This window comes from Rhizobium sp. UGM030330-04, from assembly GCF_003208455.1.
Lineage (GTDB): Bacteria > Pseudomonadota > Alphaproteobacteria > Rhizobiales > Rhizobiaceae > Agrobacterium > Agrobacterium rhizogenes_A.
On sequence record NZ_QKML01000012.1, the window covers coordinates 185,494 to 201,789 of the forward strand.

At 59.7% G+C, this 16,296-nt stretch carries 12 protein-coding genes; 3 read left to right on the forward strand and 9 right to left on the reverse strand.

Annotated features, from left to right (window positions below):
• Positions 1–12: 12 nt before the first annotated feature.
• Complete coding sequence (locus tag N434_RS18945; RefSeq protein WP_003521498.1) at positions 13–384, reverse strand: response regulator; 372 nt, start codon at positions 382–384, stop codon at positions 13–15.
• A 131-nt stretch (positions 385–515) separates the two neighbouring features.
• Between N434_RS18945 and N434_RS18950 the strand changes: the two genes are divergently transcribed.
• From N434_RS18950 to N434_RS18960, 3 genes are all read left to right on the forward strand, one after another.
• Positions 516–824: a DUF3572 domain-containing protein gene (locus tag N434_RS18950; RefSeq protein ID WP_003521499.1), complete on the forward strand. Its 309-nt coding sequence runs from the start codon at positions 516–518 to the stop codon at positions 822–824.
• Positions 825–894: 70 nt separating this feature from the next.
• A complete protein-coding gene (locus tag N434_RS18955; RefSeq protein WP_110759869.1) occupies positions 895–2,178 on the forward strand; it encodes a DNA polymerase IV in 1,284 nt (427 codons plus the stop codon).
• 164 nt (positions 2,179–2,342) lie between these two features.
• Entirely contained in the window at positions 2,343–3,581 is a 1,239-nt protein-coding gene (locus tag N434_RS18960) for a L,D-transpeptidase family protein (RefSeq protein ID WP_065115447.1), read from the forward strand.
• 11 nt (positions 3,582–3,592) lie between these two features.
• On the opposite strand, the gene dnaE is transcribed toward N434_RS18960, so the two are convergent.
• From dnaE to nuoN, 8 genes are all read right to left on the reverse strand, one after another.
• Positions 3,593–7,093, reverse strand: a complete 3,501-nt coding sequence (gene dnaE, locus N434_RS18965; protein WP_065115446.1) for a DNA polymerase III subunit alpha — start codon at positions 7,091–7,093, stop codon at positions 3,593–3,595.
• A gap of 490 nt (positions 7,094–7,583) precedes the next feature.
• Positions 7,584–8,267, reverse strand: a complete 684-nt coding sequence (locus N434_RS18975; RefSeq protein ID WP_065115445.1) for an ABC transporter ATP-binding protein — start codon at positions 8,265–8,267, stop codon at positions 7,584–7,586.
• A gap of 15 nt (positions 8,268–8,282) precedes the next feature.
• Positions 8,283–9,590 (reverse strand): lipoprotein-releasing ABC transporter permease subunit, encoded by a 1,308-nt coding sequence (locus tag N434_RS18980; RefSeq protein ID WP_110759871.1) that lies wholly within the window; start codon positions 9,588–9,590, stop codon positions 8,283–8,285.
• A 126-nt stretch (positions 9,591–9,716) separates the two neighbouring features.
• A complete protein-coding gene (gene proS, locus N434_RS18985; RefSeq protein WP_065116191.1) occupies positions 9,717–11,039 on the reverse strand; it encodes a proline--tRNA ligase in 1,323 nt (440 codons plus the stop codon).
• Positions 11,040–11,739: 700 nt separating this feature from the next.
• A complete protein-coding gene (locus N434_RS18995) occupies positions 11,740–12,045 on the reverse strand; it encodes a DUF1467 family protein (RefSeq protein ID WP_065115443.1) in 306 nt (101 codons plus the stop codon).
• Positions 12,046–12,208: 163 nt separating this feature from the next.
• On the reverse strand, positions 12,209–13,876 hold the full coding sequence (locus N434_RS19000; RefSeq protein WP_065116190.1) for a ribonuclease J: 1,668 nt from the start codon (positions 13,874–13,876) through the stop codon (positions 12,209–12,211).
• Between the two features lie 204 nt (positions 13,877–14,080).
• Complete coding sequence (locus N434_RS19005; RefSeq protein WP_181424016.1) at positions 14,081–14,821, reverse strand: biotin--[acetyl-CoA-carboxylase] ligase; 741 nt, start codon at positions 14,819–14,821, stop codon at positions 14,081–14,083.
• A gap of 26 nt (positions 14,822–14,847) precedes the next feature.
• Complete coding sequence (nuoN, locus tag N434_RS19010; RefSeq protein ID WP_110759873.1) at positions 14,848–16,290, reverse strand: NADH-quinone oxidoreductase subunit NuoN; 1,443 nt, start codon at positions 16,288–16,290, stop codon at positions 14,848–14,850.
• Between the last annotated feature and the right edge of the window lie 6 nt (positions 16,291–16,296).

Consider the following 16,296-nt stretch of genomic DNA (forward strand, 5'->3'; position numbering starts at 1 on the left):
TCCTCAGTCGCCTTACGCATCGCCCAGATAGGTCTTGATGACTTCAATGAATTTCGGGACGGAAATCGGCTTCGACACATAGGCCTCGCATCCGCCCTGACGAATCCGCTCCTCGTCACCCTTCATGGCAAATGCCGTGACGGCGATGACGGGAATGACGTGCAATTCGTCATCCTCCTTCAGCCACTTCGTCACCTCCAGCCCAGAAACCTCCGGCAGCTGGATATCCATGAGAATGAGATCCGGGCGGTGCTTGCGGGCAAGATCAAGTGCTTCCATGCCGTTGCGCGTCTGGATCGTCGTATAACCGGACGCCTCGATCAGGTCGCGAAAGAGCTTCATGTTCAGCTCGTTGTCTTCGACTATCATGACCTGCTTGGGCATGGTGGGCAGTCCCCGTTTCGCTTTGAAACCATCATCCAGACATATAAGTTGCCTAAGAACCGATTCCATCGTCCATTTGTTGCGCAAGGCTAGAGGGATTTGGTTTCAAAATAGGTAACTTCGGGGAAGAAATGCTGCGCGATACGAAAAACAAAGGCAATGCCGGTCAGGATCCGCAAGAAACAGCGGCCGCCATACTTGGCTGGCTTGCAAACGAGCCGGAAATGCTGGCGCGTTTTCTGGCGCTGAGTGGATTGCAGGCCAATATGCTGCGCCAGGCCGTCAACGATCCCGGCTTTCTGGCCGGCCTCACCGATTTCCTGATGAGCCACGAACCGGACCTCATGGCATTTTGCGCCGCGACCGACACATCGCCCGAAACGGTGGCCGCAGCCTGGCATCATTTTTCCGGCCCGGGACTCGATTCAGGGGTGTATTGACAGGCTCGCCCCTTGAGCCATCGCCGCAGCCGGAGTATGGTCGGCGACGTTCTGGTTTTGTTTTCGGCCCATGTCCACGTCGCACTCCTATGATCCCGGTTTTTGCCGCGACTGTCTGGCCGGTCAGCCAGCGGGATCAAGGCGTTGCCGTACCTGCGGCAGTCCGCGCCTTGTCTATCATGACGAGCTCTACAGTCTCAGCATCGCCCATATCGATTGCGACGCCTTTTACGCCTCGGTTGAAAAACGCGACAATCCCGAACTTGCCGACAAGCCGGTGATCGTCGGCGGCGGCAAGCGTGGAGTGGTTTCGACGGCCTGCTACATCGCCCGTATTCAGGGCGTGCGCTCCGCCATGCCGATGTTCAAGGCGCTGGAAGCCTGTCCGGATGCCGTGGTCATCAAGCCGGACATGGAGAAATACAGCCGTGTCGGGCGGGAAATCCGTGCCATGATGCAGGAGCTGACGCCGCTGGTGCAGCCGCTTTCCATAGATGAAGCCTTTCTCGATCTTTCCGGAACCGAGAAACTCCACCACGATCCGCCGGCCCGCGTATTGGCGAAATTCGCAAGACGCGTGGAAAAGGAAGTGGGGGTCACCGTATCGGCCGGGCTTTCCTACTGCAAGTTTCTGGCCAAGGTCGCATCCGACCTCAGGAAACCGCGCGGCTTTTCGGTGATCGGCGAGGCGGAAGCGCTTTCCTTTCTGGCAACGCGCCCGGTAACGACGATCTGGGGCGTGGGCAAGGCCTTTGCGGCGACGCTGGAGGCGGACGGCATCCGTATGATCGCGCAGTTGCAGGAAATGGAGGAAGGCGAGCTGATGCGCCGTTACGGCGTGATGGGGCAGCGCCTTTTCCGCCTTGCGCGCGGCATTGACGAGCGGCACGTACACAATAACGATCCGGTCAAAAGCGTATCGTCCGAAACCACCTTCTTCAACGATATTTCCCGCCACGAGGATCTCGTGCCGATCCTGCGCTCGCTCTCCGAAAAGGTTGCCTGGCGGCTGAAGAAGAACGGTATTTCCGGCCAGACGGTGGTGCTGAAGATGAAAACCGCCGACTTCAAGCTCCGCACCCGCAATCGCAGGCTCGATGACCCCACCCAGCTTGCCGACCGAATATTCCGCACCGGCCTTTCGCTGCTGGAAAAGGAAACCGACGGCACCAAATTCCGCCTGCTCGGCATTGGTGTCAGCGATCTGCGCGATGCGGGCCTTGCCGATCCGCCCGATCTCGTCGACAGGCAGGCGGGACGGAGGGCGGCGGCGGAAGCGGCCATGGACAAGCTGCGCGACAGGTTCGGCAAGGGCAGCGTCGAGACCGGCTATACGTTCGGTTCACGAAAATAGTAGCCGCCATCGGCGCGGGCTGCCTGTCGGCAGTCTGCCGGTGCCGGATGTGTTTATTTTAGATTTTACACAAATTAGTGATGTTGCGACCGCGCAGTCCTTAAACTTCATTAAACTTCGCATGATTGAGTAAGTGAAGTTTTGTGCATGTGGTGTATTGCGTCATGTCCCTTCGCTTCCGTCTTGCGGCCGGCATGCTGTCGGCCAGTTTTCTTGCCTTTCCGGCACTCGCCGCCGACGGCAGGGCCCTGCAAATTCTGGTATCAAAAAGCGACCAGTCGCTCTCGCTTTATGAAAACGGCGAGATCATCGCCACCTCGAAAGTCTCCACCGGCAAGGCCGGGCATGAGACACCGAGCGGCATCTTCTCCATTCTGGAAAAACGCAAATATCACGAGTCGAATATCTATTCGGCAGCCCCCATGCCCTTCATGCAGCGGCTGACATGGTCCGGCATCGCGCTGCACGAAGGCAAGGTGCCGAACTATCCGGCCTCGCATGGCTGCGTGCGCCTGCCCTCGAAATTCGCCAAGTCACTGTTTGGTGATACGCGGGCCGGGGTGCATGTCATCATCACCGACCGCCCGGTTTCGCTGCGCTTCGTGCAACATCCCGCGCTGTTTTCCCCGCGTGACGATGCCGATGACGGCAAGCTGCTTCTCTCGGACGTGGAGCTGCGCCCGGCGACCTTCGATGCGGCACTGGGTGCAGTCGAGGTTGCCGTCAATGAAAAAACGCAGGCCGTCAGACCGGCGGCAAAGGCCAAGGCCCCCTCGCCCCTGCGCATTCTCATTACCCGGCGTGGTGAGCGGGAAAAGGTGATGGATGTTCAGGCCGTACTGACCCGGCTCGGCTTCGACGCCGGCTCCGCGGATGGTTACGCCGGGGAAATGACGATCAGTGCCGCGAACGGTTTCAAGCGCTGGAAAGGGTTGAAGACGACCGGGCCGCTTCTGACCGACGCCTTTGTGAAAGCGCTCTACGAATCCGCCGGTGAAGATCATCCGCCAAATGGCCAGATCATGGTGCGGCAGGATTTCAAACCGCTGTTTGAAGCGGCTATCGACATCAGGGATCCCGACATCGCGCTCGGAACCCATTTCTTCGAGGCCGTTGCCGTGGATCGCACCGCGGGAACCGCCGAATGGAACGGCGTGACGCTTGAAAACCACCTGCCGGCCGCCGCCCGCAAACGCCTCGGCATTACGGTTACCGAAGCACCCGGCGGCTTCGACCAGTTGAGCGCCGTGCTCAGCCGTCTCGATATACCGGCGGCGATACGCACCCGGATCGAGCAGGAGCTTTCAACCGGCAGCTCGATCACCATCTCCGACCTCAGTCACCAGATGGAGACGGGAACCGGAACCGACTTCATCACCGTCACGAAGGAAGGACCCGTGTGAGGGCTTTCGCCTCACACCAGTTCCACATCCACGACACCGGGCGCGGACCGCAGGGCAGCGGCGATCTCGGGTGAAATACGGTATTTCTCCGTCAGCTCCACCTCGATCTCGCGGCTGCCTTCATCCTTGATGACGATGAAATAGACAGAGCCGTCGCCCCTGGTGTTGAGGTGGCGGGCAACGGTTTTCAGCGGGCCGGAATCGCGCACATAAACGCGCAGCGCCTTCTGCATCTGCACGGATTTTTCTTCCAGCGACTGCGCCGTCTGGATACGCAGGCCGATGCCCTCCGGACGCTCTTCGGCCTGCACGGTGATAACAAGCGATTTGCCGACCTCCAGCAGATCGCGAAACTGGCCGAGCCCTTCGGAAAACAGCACCGCTTCGTATTGGCCCGATGCGTCCGAGAAGGTGACGATACCCATCTTGTTGCCGGTGCGGGTCTTGCGTTCCTGCTTGCCGGTGACGGTGCCGGCCAGACGCCCAGCGGTGGCGCCCTGTTTCACCGCGGCGGAAAAATCGGCGAAATTCTGCACGCGCAGTTTTTCCAGCACGGGACGATAGGTATCGAGCGGATGGGCGGTGAGGTAAAAACCGAGCACCTGATATTCACGCAGCAGTTTTTCCGAGGCGAGCCAGGGCTGGAAGGCGGGAAGGACCAGCTTCTCCGGACCATTGCCGCCACCCGAGCCGAACATGTCCGACTGGCCGATGGTGCGGTTGTTCTGCGCCATCTGGGCATAACCGATGATGCGGTCCAGCCCGCCGATCAGTTCGGCGCGATCACGGCCGAAGCAATCGAAAGCGCCGGCATTGATGAGGCTTTCCAGCACACGCCGGTTGATCTGCTTGGGATCGATGCGCAGGCAGAAATCCTCAAGGCTCGTGAACGGCTTGCCGTCGCGTACCTGAACGATGTGCTCCACCGCACCCTCGCCCACGCCCTTGATGGCCGCCAGCGAATAATAGATGCGGTTCTCGCCCGTCTCGAATTGCCGGAAGGAGGTCTGCACCGAAGGTGCGACGACCTCGATGCCAAGGCGGCCGGCATCCTGACGGAAATCGTTGAGCTTTTCCGTGTTGGCCATATCGAGTGTCATGGAGGCCGCCAGGAACTCCACCGGATAATGCGCCTTCATATAGGCGGTCTGGTAGGACACGATGGCGTAGGCGGCGGCATGGCTCTTGTTGAAGCCGTAATTGGCGAATTTCGCGAGAAGGTCGAAGATGGTGTTGGCCTGCGGCTTCGAGACGCCGTTCTCGATGGCGCCATCGACAAAGCGCTCGCGCTGCTTGTCCATCTCCTCCTTGATCTTCTTGCCCATGGCGCGGCGCAGAAGATCGGCTTCGCCGAGCGAATAACCTGACAGAACCTGGGCGATCTGCATCACCTGTTCCTGATAGACGATAACACCCTGCGTTTCCTTGAGCAGATGGTCGATGGTCGGATGGATCGATTCCAGCTCCTCCTCGCCATGCTTGCGGGCATTATAGACCGGGATGTTCTCCATCGGGCCGGGACGATAAAGCGCCACCAGCGCGATGATGTCCTCGATGCAGTCGGGGCGCATGCCGATCAGCGCCTTGCGCATGCCGGCACTTTCCACCTGGAACACGCCGATGGTTTCGCCGCGCGACAACATCTCGTAGGTCCTGGCGTCTTCCAGCGGAATGGCGGCAAGATCGACCGTGATGCCGCGCTTGGCGACAAAATCGACGGCGACCTTCAGCACCGTCAGCGTCTTCAGACCGAGGAAGTCGAATTTGACGAGACCGGCGCTTTCGACCCACTTCATGTTGAACTGGGTGACCGGCATATCGGATCGCGGATCGCGATACATCGGCACCAGCTTGGAGAGCGGCCGGTCACCGATGACGATACCGGCGGCATGGGTGGAAGCGTGGCGGTAAAGCCCTTCGATCTTCTGGGCGATATCCAGCAGGCGGGCGACGACCGGCTCCTTGTCCGCCTCTTCCTGCAGGCGCGGCTCTTCCTCGATCGCTTTTGACAGCGGCGTCGGGTTGGCCGGATTGTTGGGCACCAGCTTGCAGATCTTGTCCACCTGCCCATAGGGCATTTCCAGCACGCGGCCGACGTCGCGCAAGGCCGCACGCGCCTGCAGCGAACCGAAGGTGATGATCTGCGCCACCTGCTCACGGCCATATTTGGCCTGCACATAGCGGATCACCTCTTCACGACGATCCTGGCAGAAGTCGATATCGAAGTCGGGCATCGATACGCGTTCAGGATTGAGGAAGCGTTCGAACAGCAGCGAGAAACGCAGCGGATCGACGTCGGTGATCGTCAGCGCATAAGCGACGAGCGAGCCGGCACCCGAACCACGGCCCGGGCCAACCGGAATGTCATGCTGCTTGGCCCATTTGATGAAGTCGGCAACGATGAGGAAATAGCCGGGGAATTTCATGCGCGAGATGACGCCGAGTTCGAAATCCAGTCTCTCGCGATATTCCTGCTCCGTATAACCCGGCGCCATGCCAAGTGCGGCGAGACGCTGATCCAGCCCCTCCACCGCCTGCCGGCGAAGTTCCTCGGCTTCGGCGCGTTCCGCCGCCTCCGGGTCGTCGCTGGCGCCGGTGAAACGCGGCAGGATCGGCCCGCGCTTCTTCAGCACATAGGAACAGCGCAGCGCAATCTCGACGGTATTTTCCAGCGCCTCGGGCAGGTCGGCAAAAAGCGCCGTCATCTCCTCGCGGCTTTTGAGATAATGATCCGGCGTCAGGCGAAACCGGTTGTCATCGGAAACGATGGCGTTGTGCGCCACCGCCATCAGCGCATCATGCGCCTCGTAATCGGCCTTGGAAGGAAAAAACGCCTCGTTGGTGGCAACGAGGGGAATATCGTGTTCATAAGCAAGGCCGATCAGACGCCGCTCATGGGAGCGGTCATAACCGGACTGACGCTGCAACTCGATGTAAAGCCTGTCACCGAAGAGCGACTTCAGCGCCAGCAGCCGCTCTTTCGCCTGCGCGGCATGGCCTTCCTTCAGCGCCATATCGACCGGACCGCCGGTAGCACCCGTGAGCGCGATCAGCCCGGCATTGGAGGCCTCCTCCAGCCATGCGCGGGTAATATGCACGGAATGGCCGCTGCCCTCGCCTTCCAGATAGGCGCGGCTGACGAGATCCACCAGCCGCTCATAACCCTCGGCATCGGCGGCCAGAAGGACGATGGCGGGAAGTTTCTGAAGATGGCTGTTGTGGCTGCGGCGGTCCTCCGCCGCATCCTGCATGTCGATCGACAGCTGGCAGCCGATGATCGGCTGCAGACCCTCATCGCGCGCCTTTTCGGAAAATTCCAGCGCGACGAAGAGGTTGTTGGTATCGGTAATGGCGATGGCCGGCTGGCCATCCGCGACGGCCTTGGACATGATTTTCTTGAGGGGCAACGCCCCCTCAAGCAGGGAATAGGCGGAATGAACCCGCAGATGAACAAAACCCGGCGTCTTTAGCGTTTTGTCAGAGATCTCTGCACGCACAACCGTATCGCCCATATCGTCATCCTGTCATTCTGAATCGAGGGGGCGATTTTCCGATTTCCGGCGCTCAAAGTCTACAGCCTTGCGGTGGCCATACAGGCTTCTGCGCCGGTATCTCCTTCACAGGGCGGTGAGGATCACCGAAAAGCTGGCCACAAAGACAGCGATGGAGGCGAAAGCGGCAACGTCACGGATGAAATCAGTCATTGGTCTCTCCTTACTCGTTATGTTCCAACTTTGTTCTCATTTTGTTCGATTGTCAACAGGGTTTTGCTGATATTCCCCTTGCTAACGCCGCAGAATCAGCCGCGGTTCCGCTCACATTTTCGGCAAGCCCCTGACTCCAAAGCGAAAAAACCCGGAGGAAAAACACCTCCGGGTTGCCAAAAAATGCAGATATGAAAGAGCTGATGCCGACCCTGCGGATCAGGACCGGAGCGAATCCCGGCCGCGCACGCTATCCGCGCTGGCGGCGGCACGGCAATTCGGAGGAATGTTCGGCCGATCAGAAATCGACGATCTTGCCGTCGGCGAGCGTTACGCGTCGGTCCATCCGGGCCGCGAGTTCGTGGTTGTGGGTGGCGATCAGTGCCGCAAGGCCGGATTGCCGCACCAGCGCCTCCAGCGCGTCGAAGACATAATGCGCGGTCTCGGGGTCGAGGTTGCCGGTCGGCTCGTCCGCAAGCAGCAGCAGTGGCGCATTGGCGACAGCACGCGCAATGGCCACACGCTGTTGTTCACCGCCGGAAAGTTCGGCCGGACGGTGTTCACCACGATGGCCGACACGCATGTAGTCGAGCAGCGCGCTGGCGCGCTTGTGCGCCTCCGCCGGAGCAAGGCCGGCGATCAGCTGCGGCATCATCACGTTTTCCACGGCGGAAAATTCCGGCAGGAGGTGATGGAACTGATAGACAAAGCCGATATCGCTGCGACGGATCGCGGTGCGCGTCTCGTCCGGCAGCCCCTGACAGGGCGCACCATTGATGAAGATCTCGCCTGCATCGGGATGCTCCAGCAACCCGGCCAGATGCAGGAGCGTGGATTTACCCGTGCCGGAAGGGGCGACAAGCGCCACCATCTCGCCGCTCCTCAATTCAAAATCGGCCTTGCGCAGGATCGATAGCGACGTCTCGCCCTGACCATAGGTCCTCTCAACGCCAGTAAGCCGCAGCACTGTTTTTTTTGCCATATTGCGAAGCGGTCCTTATTCGTAACGCAGGGCCTGCACCGGATCGAGCCTGGAGGCCCGCCATGCCGGAAAGATCGTTGCCAGGAAAGAAAGCGTCAGCGCCATGATGACAACGGTAATGGTCTCGCTGATATCCATTTCGGCCGGCAGCTGGCTCAGGAAATAAAGCTGCGGATCGAACAGCACCGTGCCTGATATCCAGGAGAAGAACTGCCGGATGGATTCCACGTTAAGGCAGACGATGACGCCGAGCGCCACGCCGGCAAAGGTGCCGACCATGCCGATGGCCGCCCCGGTCATGAAGAAGATGCGCATGACAGCGCCGGAACTGGCGCCCATGGTGCGCAGAATGGCGATGTCGCTGCCCTTGTCCTTCACCAGCATGATGAGACCGGAAATGATGTTCAGCGCCGCCACCAGAACGATGAGGGTGAGGATCATGAACATCACGTTTCTTTCCACCTGCAGGGCGGAGAAGAAGGTCTGGTTCCGCTGTTTCCAGTCGGTGATATATATCTGCCTTCCGGCTGCCTGTTCCACCAGCGGCCGGATGCCGTCGACATCATCGGGACGGCTGACGTAAAGCTCGATGGATTGCACGATGCCGTCGGCATTGAAATAGAGCTGGGCCTCGGACAGCGGCATATAGATCATCGAGGCGTCATATTCCGACATGCCGATCTCGAAGACGCCCGATATCTTGTAGGATTTGACGCGCGGATTGACGCCCATCGGCGTCACGTCGCCTTCCGGCGAAATGAGGGTGATATCATCGCCCGCCGTCACGCCGAGCTGGGCGGCAAGCCTTGAGCCGACAAGGACGCCATCACCCGCCATGAAGCCGACGAGATCACCGGTCTTGATGTTGTTGGCGACTTCCTTGACCTTGTCGATATCCTCCTGGCGCACGCCGCGCACCAGCGCGCCGGAGCCCGCGCCGCCACGGCCGGAGGCGAGCGTCTGGCCTTCCACCAGCGGCAGGGCCATGGTGACACCCGGAACGGCGGCGAACTTCTTCGCCAGCTCATCGTAATTGTTGAAGGGCTGGTCGATCGGCTGCACGATCATATGGCCGTTGATGCCGAGAATGCGCGAGATCAGCTCCGTGCGAAAACCGTTCATCACAGCCATGACGATGATGAGCGTCGCAACGCCCAGCATGATGCCGACAAAGGAAAACCCGGCGATGACGGAAATGAAGGCTTCCTTGCGTCGCGACCGCAGATAACGCCAGGCCACCATACGTTCAAAAGCGGAAAAAGGCCGTGCGGTCTTTTCCCGGACAGCAGGAGCCGCACTCTTTTCAGCCTCGGCTTTTGCCATGTCGTCTCCCTGATCTCATACCACAAGGCCGGTCTTTTCCGAAAACCGGCCCCTATTTCCGTGACATCGGCGCTTTGGAAGCGAAGCGGGCTTCGGGTGAAGCCGCTCCCGTCTTCCCGTCCGCGCTTAGCCAAGCACCCTGTTCATTGCCGCCTCGATCGTGACGGTTTCCCGCTCGCCGCTCTTGCGATCCTTTACCTCGACCTCGCCATTCGCGACCGAACGCGGACCGACGATGATCTGCAGCGGCACGCCGATCAGATCGGCGGTCGCAAACTTCTGGCCCGCACGGTCGTCGGTATCGTCGTAAAGAACATCCTTGCCGGCGTTGGAGAGCTGATAATACAGCTTTTCGCAAGCCGCATCGCAGGCCTCGTCACCAGCCTTCATGTTGACGATGACGACATCAAAAGGCGCGACCGAGGCCGGCCAGATGATTCCGTTCTCGTCATGCGATGCTTCAATGATGGCGGGAACAAGGCGTGTCGGCCCGATGCCGTAGGAACCCATGTGGACAGGGTGTTCCTTGCCGTCCTTGCCCTGCACTTTCGCGCCCATCGGCTCGGAATATTTGGTGCCGAAATAGAAGATGTGACCGACTTCGATACCGCGCGCCGAGAGGCGTTCGCCTTCGGGAATGGCATCATAGGCGGCTTCATCATGCATTTCGGAGGTGGCGGCGTAGTCGGCCGTCCACTCGTTAAATACGCCCTGAAGGGCTTCGACGTCGTCGAAATCGGTATTTTCGGCAGGAATGGCGCGGTCGAGGAAGCTCTTGTGGCAGAAAACCTCGGATTCGCCGGTATCGGCCAGAATGATGAATTCGTGGCTGTGGTTGCCGCCGATCGGGCCGGTATCGGCGCGCATGGGAATGGCGCGCAGACCAAGGCGCTCGAAGGTGCGCAGATAGGCGACGAACATCTTGTTATAGGAATGGATCGCGTCTTCCTTGGTCAGGTCGAAGGAATAGGCGTCCTTCATCAGGAACTCGCGCGAGCGCATCGTGCCAAAGCGCGGACGCACCTCGTCACGGAACTTCAGCTGGATGTGATAAAGGTTCAGCGGCAGGTTCTTGTAGGACTTCACATAGGAACGGAAGATGTCGGTGATCATCTCCTCGTTGGTGGGACCGTAAAGCATCTGGCGGTCCTGACGGTCCTTGATGCGCAGCATCTCCTTGCCGTAATCGTCATAACGGCCGCTTTCCTGCCAGAGCTCGGCGGTCTGCAGCGTCGGCATCAGAAGCTCGATGGCGCCGGAGCGATCCTGCTCCTCGCGGATGATGCGGTTCACCTTGTCCAGCACGCGCTTGCCGAGCGGCAGCCAGGAATAGATGCCCGCCGATTGCTGCCGGATCATGCCCGCACGCAGCATCAGGCGGTGGGAGACAATCTCGGCTTCCTTGGGGTTTTCCTTCAGGATGGGCATGAAATAACGGCTGAGACGCATGACGGCTTCCATTGATATGGGCGACAGCGCGCAAAAGCGCGGGAATCGCCCCGAATAAAGGGATATTGGCGCCGGATATAGCCGTTTCCCGCCAAGAAGAAAACCCGCCATGAAAAGAGCCTTAAAGGCGATTTCGTGGCATTTTCGCGATAGCTAATTCGCGTCAAAACGCTTTGGCCGGAATATTATTCTTGATCCGGTGCGACAAATTGCACCACAGGGAATTTTTTGCCGACTGTAACAAATATGCAAAAAATGAGATGACAAGCAGGGGTGATTGAGCTAGCTTTAGCTTACAAAAGAGGCAAGAAGTTTAAATTCTTGTCATTTTCGCGGTCAGTCTTGGGAGGATCAGATCTTAGGCGCGCTCGTTCGCAGCCCCGGCAACGGTTACAGATCACGCGAAACCTGGAAAACAAGGCTGAAAGGCCTTGTTTTTTTTTGCTTCAAACACACAACAGCGCCCCGGCCCGTTATTCCGGCAATTGTGACGGTGAATCAGCCGCTCACAACGCCTATGCTGTGTGCACGACGGAGATGACATCCATATGACAGTGTCGATGCACCTTGCGGCGACCGGGACAATGCTGCCCTGTTTTCAGTCATCCCGGTTTTGAGGCGGAATGCATTCGATACGTCGTAAACGCAACGGAGCCACGCTTCCCAAATCAAAGGCCCAGCGGGATTAAGTTCCGATGCTTCAGTCGTAAACGGGGACAATTCTCGGCAGATCATCAAGACTGAAGCCGAACCACCAGGACCCGCCGTACCAGACGCCACAGATCAGCGCCGATATCAGTGTCGTCCACAGGACGATGCGCCCGCCCCGAAACCGTGAGGGCGCACTGGCCACGGTGCCGAGCGCCACATCGCCCTCTTCCGCCTGGGTGCGAAGCCCGATCGGCAGTACGATAAAAAGCACTGTCCACCAGACGATGAAATAAACGGCGAAGACCGAAAGAAGCGGCATGACGTCCTCCTGCGCAATGCGTTGCTTGTAACGCATTCATCCGTAAAGCGGAATCAAATCCCTGCAAGATGCGTAAAAAGCCGCGTTAAAAAAGGGCCGCGCCTTGCGGCGCAGCCCCCGTTCTCAACCCACAGGATGATGGACGACGATCATTGTGCCGCCCATCGGCCGCGATCATTCAAAGATCGGCATCCCTGCCTCACACCTTCGTGACAAAAACCGTTACGATGGGCTTCTTGCCCCAGGTCTGGTTGGCGGCGGCGCGCACGGCGCGGCGCACCGCTTCGCGCAGCAGTTCCAGATCCTTGCGTCGCGCGCGGGGGATGCTCTCAACGGCGCCGAGAACGGCGTCATAAAGCGTGTCCTCCATATCCTCGCCCTCATCATCGAATTCAGGCAGGCCGAAAGGCACGACATCCGGATCGCCGAGGAAATCGTAACGGCTGTCCAGCACGACATTGACGGAGACGTGGCCGGCAAAGGAGAGCTTGCGGCGATTGCTGATGCCCATCTCGTCCATGTCGCCGATGAGATTGCCATCCTTGAAGACGCGGCCATGCGGCGCGTCATCGATGACTTCCGCCGGGCCCGGCGCAAGGCGCAGAATATTGCCGTTGCGCACCTTCGGCACCTGCGAAATACCGGCCTGTTCCGCCAGTTCCTTCTGCGCCACCAGATGCGCCGCCTCGCCATGAACGGGCACGACAATCTGCGGCTTTGTCCATTCATACATTTTCAGCAGTTCATTGCGGCGCGGATGGCCGGAAACGTGAACAAGAGCCTCGTTGTCTGTGACGATATGAACGCCCTGCTCGATCAGGCCGTTCTTGATATCGATGATGGCCTTTTCGTTGCCGGGAATGGCGCGCGAGGAAAACACCACCGTGTCTCCCGCAGCCAGCGCCACATTGCGCATCTCGTCACGCGACAACTTGGCAAGTGCGGCACGCGGTTCGCCCTGCGAACCCGTCAGGATCAGCACCACCTTGTCGCGCGGGATGTAGCCATATTCGTCTTCGGCGAGGAATGGCTTGATGCCTTCCATGATACCGAGATCCTGCGAGACATGAACGACGCGCTTCAGTGACGAGCCGAGCAGCAGAACCTCGCGGCCCGCCGCCTCCGCCGCCTGGGCAATCGAGCGGATGCGCCCGACATTGGAGGAGAAGGTGGTGACGGCGACGCGGCCTTCGGCATTTTCGATGATCTGCCGCAGACCTTCGGAAACCTCGTGTTCGGAGGGCGATACGCCATCGCGCACCGAATTGGTGCTGTCGCACATCAGCGCCAGCACACCCTCTTCACCGATGGCGCGGAAGCGGGCCTCATCCGTCAACGGCCCGAGCGAGGGCGCCTCATCGATTTTCCAGTCACCGGTGTGGATGACGTTGCCGAGCGGCGTGCGGATGACCAGCGACATTGGCTCCGGGATGGAGTGATTGACGCCGACAGCCTCGATTTCAAACGGACCGACATTGATGCGGTCGCCCGCCTTGAACGGCGTGACCGGAATTTCGGCGCGCGTGCCCTCATAAGCACGCTTCGCCTCCAGCATGCCGGCGGTGAAGCCCGAGGCATAGACCGGCACGTTGAGACCCGGCCACAGGTCGTTCAGCGCGCCGTAATGATCCTCATGGGCGTGGGTGATGATGATGCCTTTGAGGTTTTTCTTCTGCTCGGCGATATAGCTGATATCGGGCAGCACCAGATCGACGCCCGGCAGGTCGGGTCCGGCAAAGGTCACGCCGCAATCCACCATGATCCATTGGCGCTTGCTTTCCGGACCGTAGCCGTAAAGCGCCAGATTCATGCCGATTTCACCGACGCCGCCAAGCGGCAGGAAGACCAGTTCGTCCTGTTTAGCCATTGTTGTTTTTATCCATTCATAAAAGCGCACGGACGACGGCATCATGCCCCGCCCCGCGCCGGTTTTCAGCATCGGACCTGTTGAACCATCTGATCGACCGGGCCGATGCGGAGCCGGTCTGCCACCCTGCTTTTCATGAGCCGCAGGAAAGCTCCAACCTGTGGGACAGGGTTCGGCGCGGGTTGCTGGACCGCACCGTTCGCCTCATCCGAAAAATACGTCGCCGGCGGCGATGGAGCGCCTTGCGCCCTCATCCTCATCCAGCAGCAGATAACCATTATCATCAATTCCGACGAAACGCCCGCCGATCGAGCGATCCGGAAAGTTGACGGTGATATGTTCGCCGATACCGCAGGCAGCGGCCCGCCAGCCGGCCATGACGCCGGCCACACCCCTGCCCTCGTCCCAGTCTCGCAGCACATCCGCCGTCTCGCGAAAAAGATGCGCGAAGAGTTCGTCGGGCGAACAGGAAGCGCCGTGTTCGGAGAGCATTGTGACGGGATAAAGCGGATTGTCCGGCTTATGGGCGATATTGATACCGATGCCGATGACGATTGCCCGCCGCCCATCCGGCAGAAGCTCCGCTTCCATCAAAATGCCGCAGGTTTTCTGGCGACCGATCAATACGTCGTTTGGCCATTTGATTTCAAGCGGAGCACCACCTGCCGGCAGGACCGCGCGGATGGCGCGATAGACGGCCAGCGCAAAGGCAAGCGGCAGGGAGCCGATACGATCCATCGGAGCGGGATCAATGAGAAGAAGCGAGGCGTAGAGGTTGCCGGGCTCGGAAACCCAGGGCCGGCCGCGGCGACCGCGACCGCCGGTCTGGCGGATGGCGGTGATCCAGAGATTACCGCCATCACCCGCCCGCGCCCGGGCGAAACACTCTATGTTGGTCGATGGCGTTTCCGCCATCGCCTCGTGCCGGAAGTCATCGATGGACATCCGGCCCGTATGCTGCGGCGTATCGATCAAAAGAACGTCTTTGCTGCGGCCGTGACCGCATTGCCAAGCGCACCGCCGAAGACGACGAAGGCAAGAACGAAGAGACCCGAAAGGGCATAAACGACCTTCAGCTCACCCGCCGGACGCTCGAAGCTGCCCTTGGCCTCATCGAACCACATGACCTTGACGACGCGGACATAATAATAGGCGCCAACGACCGACCCGATCACACCGATAACCGCGAGCGGATAAAGCTTCGCCTCGATGGCAGCGAGGAAGACGTAATACTTGCCGAAGAAGCCGGCGAGCGGCGGAATGCCGGCAAGCGAGAACATCAGGATCGTCAGCACAACCGCCATGAAGGGGTTGGAAGACGAAAGGCCGGCAAGATCCTCGACAGTCTCGACATTGCCGATTTCCTTGCGGCGCATGGAGAGAATGCAGGCGAAGGTGCCAAGCGTCATGACCATATAAACGGTCATGTAGAGAATGACGCCGGCTACACCGGCCTCGGTGCCGGCGGCAAGACCAACCAGCGCATAACCCATGTGGCCGATGGAGGAATAGGCCATCAGGCGCTTGATGTTCTTCTGGCCGATGGCGGCGAAGGAACCGAGCAGCATGGAGGCGATGGAGATAAAGACGACGATCTGCTGCCAGTCAGCAAAGACCGGCTGGAACGCCTCGATGACGATACGAACGAGGATAGCCATGGCGCCGATCTTCGGTGCAGCCGACAGGAACGCCGTTACCGGGGTCGGCGCGCCTTCATAAACATCCGGCGTCCACATGTGGAACGGCACGGCCGAAATCTTGAATGCCAGACCGGCAAGAACGAAGACCAGACCAAAAACCAGACCGAGCGAACGGGTTTCCGACGCCAGAACCTGGGCGATTTCGGTAAAGCCGGTATTGCCGGTGAAACCATAGACCAGCGACATGCCGTAAAGCAGCATGCCGGAGGAGAGCGCACCGAGAACGAAATACTTCAGGCCGGCTTCCGTGGAGCGCAGGCTTTCACGGTTGATCGCGCAGACGACGTAGAGTGCCAGCGACTGCAGTTCCAGCGCCATGTAGAGCGAGATCAGGTTGTTGGCCGAGATCATCAGCAGGATGCCAAGCGTCGCGAGGACCAGAAGCACCGGATATTCGAAACGGCCGATGGGTTCTAAACGGCCCTGACCGACGGCGAGGATCATGGCGGTGATCGAGCCGATCAGCGCCAATACCTTCATGAAGTTGCCGAAGGCATCGGCGATATAGACACCGCCGAAGGCCACACCCGAGGCGGGGGCAAAGATGATCCAGAGACCGACGACGAGCAGGAGGGCAACGGCAAGGCCGGTGACCGTCGTTGTCGACTTGTCGCCCGAGAAGACGCCAATCATGAGCAGCGCCAGCGCGCCGACCGCAAGGATCAGCTCGGGCGTCGCAATGTGCAGACTGGCAAAAAGGATTTCAGCGGTCATGTCCAA

What these genes read in the sequence shown, in the direction of transcription:
- N434_RS18945 (WP_003521498.1), bottom strand. Translation starts at nt 384, where the DNA reads ATGCCCAAGCAGGTCATGATAGTCGAAGACAACGAGCTGAACATGAAG.
- N434_RS18950 (WP_003521499.1), top strand. Translation starts at nt 516, where the DNA reads ATGCTGCGCGATACGAAAAACAAAGGCAATGCCGGTCAGGATCCGCAA.
- N434_RS18955 (WP_110759869.1), top strand. Translation starts at nt 895, where the DNA reads ATGTCCACGTCGCACTCCTATGATCCCGGTTTTTGCCGCGACTGTCTG.
- N434_RS18960 (WP_065115447.1), top strand. Translation starts at nt 2,343, where the DNA reads ATGTCCCTTCGCTTCCGTCTTGCGGCCGGCATGCTGTCGGCCAGTTTT.
- dnaE (WP_065115446.1), bottom strand. Translation starts at nt 7,093, where the DNA reads ATGGGCGATACGGTTGTGCGTGCAGAGATCTCTGACAAAACGCTAAAG.
- N434_RS18975 (WP_065115445.1), bottom strand. Translation starts at nt 8,267, where the DNA reads ATGGCAAAAAAAACAGTGCTGCGGCTTACTGGCGTTGAGAGGACCTAT.
- N434_RS18980 (WP_110759871.1), bottom strand. Translation starts at nt 9,590, where the DNA reads ATGGCAAAAGCCGAGGCTGAAAAGAGTGCGGCTCCTGCTGTCCGGGAA.
- proS (WP_065116191.1), bottom strand. Translation starts at nt 11,039, where the DNA reads ATGCGTCTCAGCCGTTATTTCATGCCCATCCTGAAGGAAAACCCCAAG.
- N434_RS18995 (WP_065115443.1), bottom strand. Translation starts at nt 12,045, where the DNA reads ATGCGTTACAAGCAACGCATTGCGCAGGAGGACGTCATGCCGCTTCTT.
- N434_RS19000 (WP_065116190.1), bottom strand. Translation starts at nt 13,876, where the DNA reads ATGGCTAAACAGGACGAACTGGTCTTCCTGCCGCTTGGCGGCGTCGGT.
- N434_RS19005 (WP_181424016.1), bottom strand. Translation starts at nt 14,821, where the DNA reads ATGTCCATCGATGACTTCCGGCACGAGGCGATGGCGGAAACGCCATCG.
- nuoN (WP_110759873.1), bottom strand. Translation starts at nt 16,290, where the DNA reads ATGACCGCTGAAATCCTTTTTGCCAGTCTGCACATTGCGACGCCCGAG.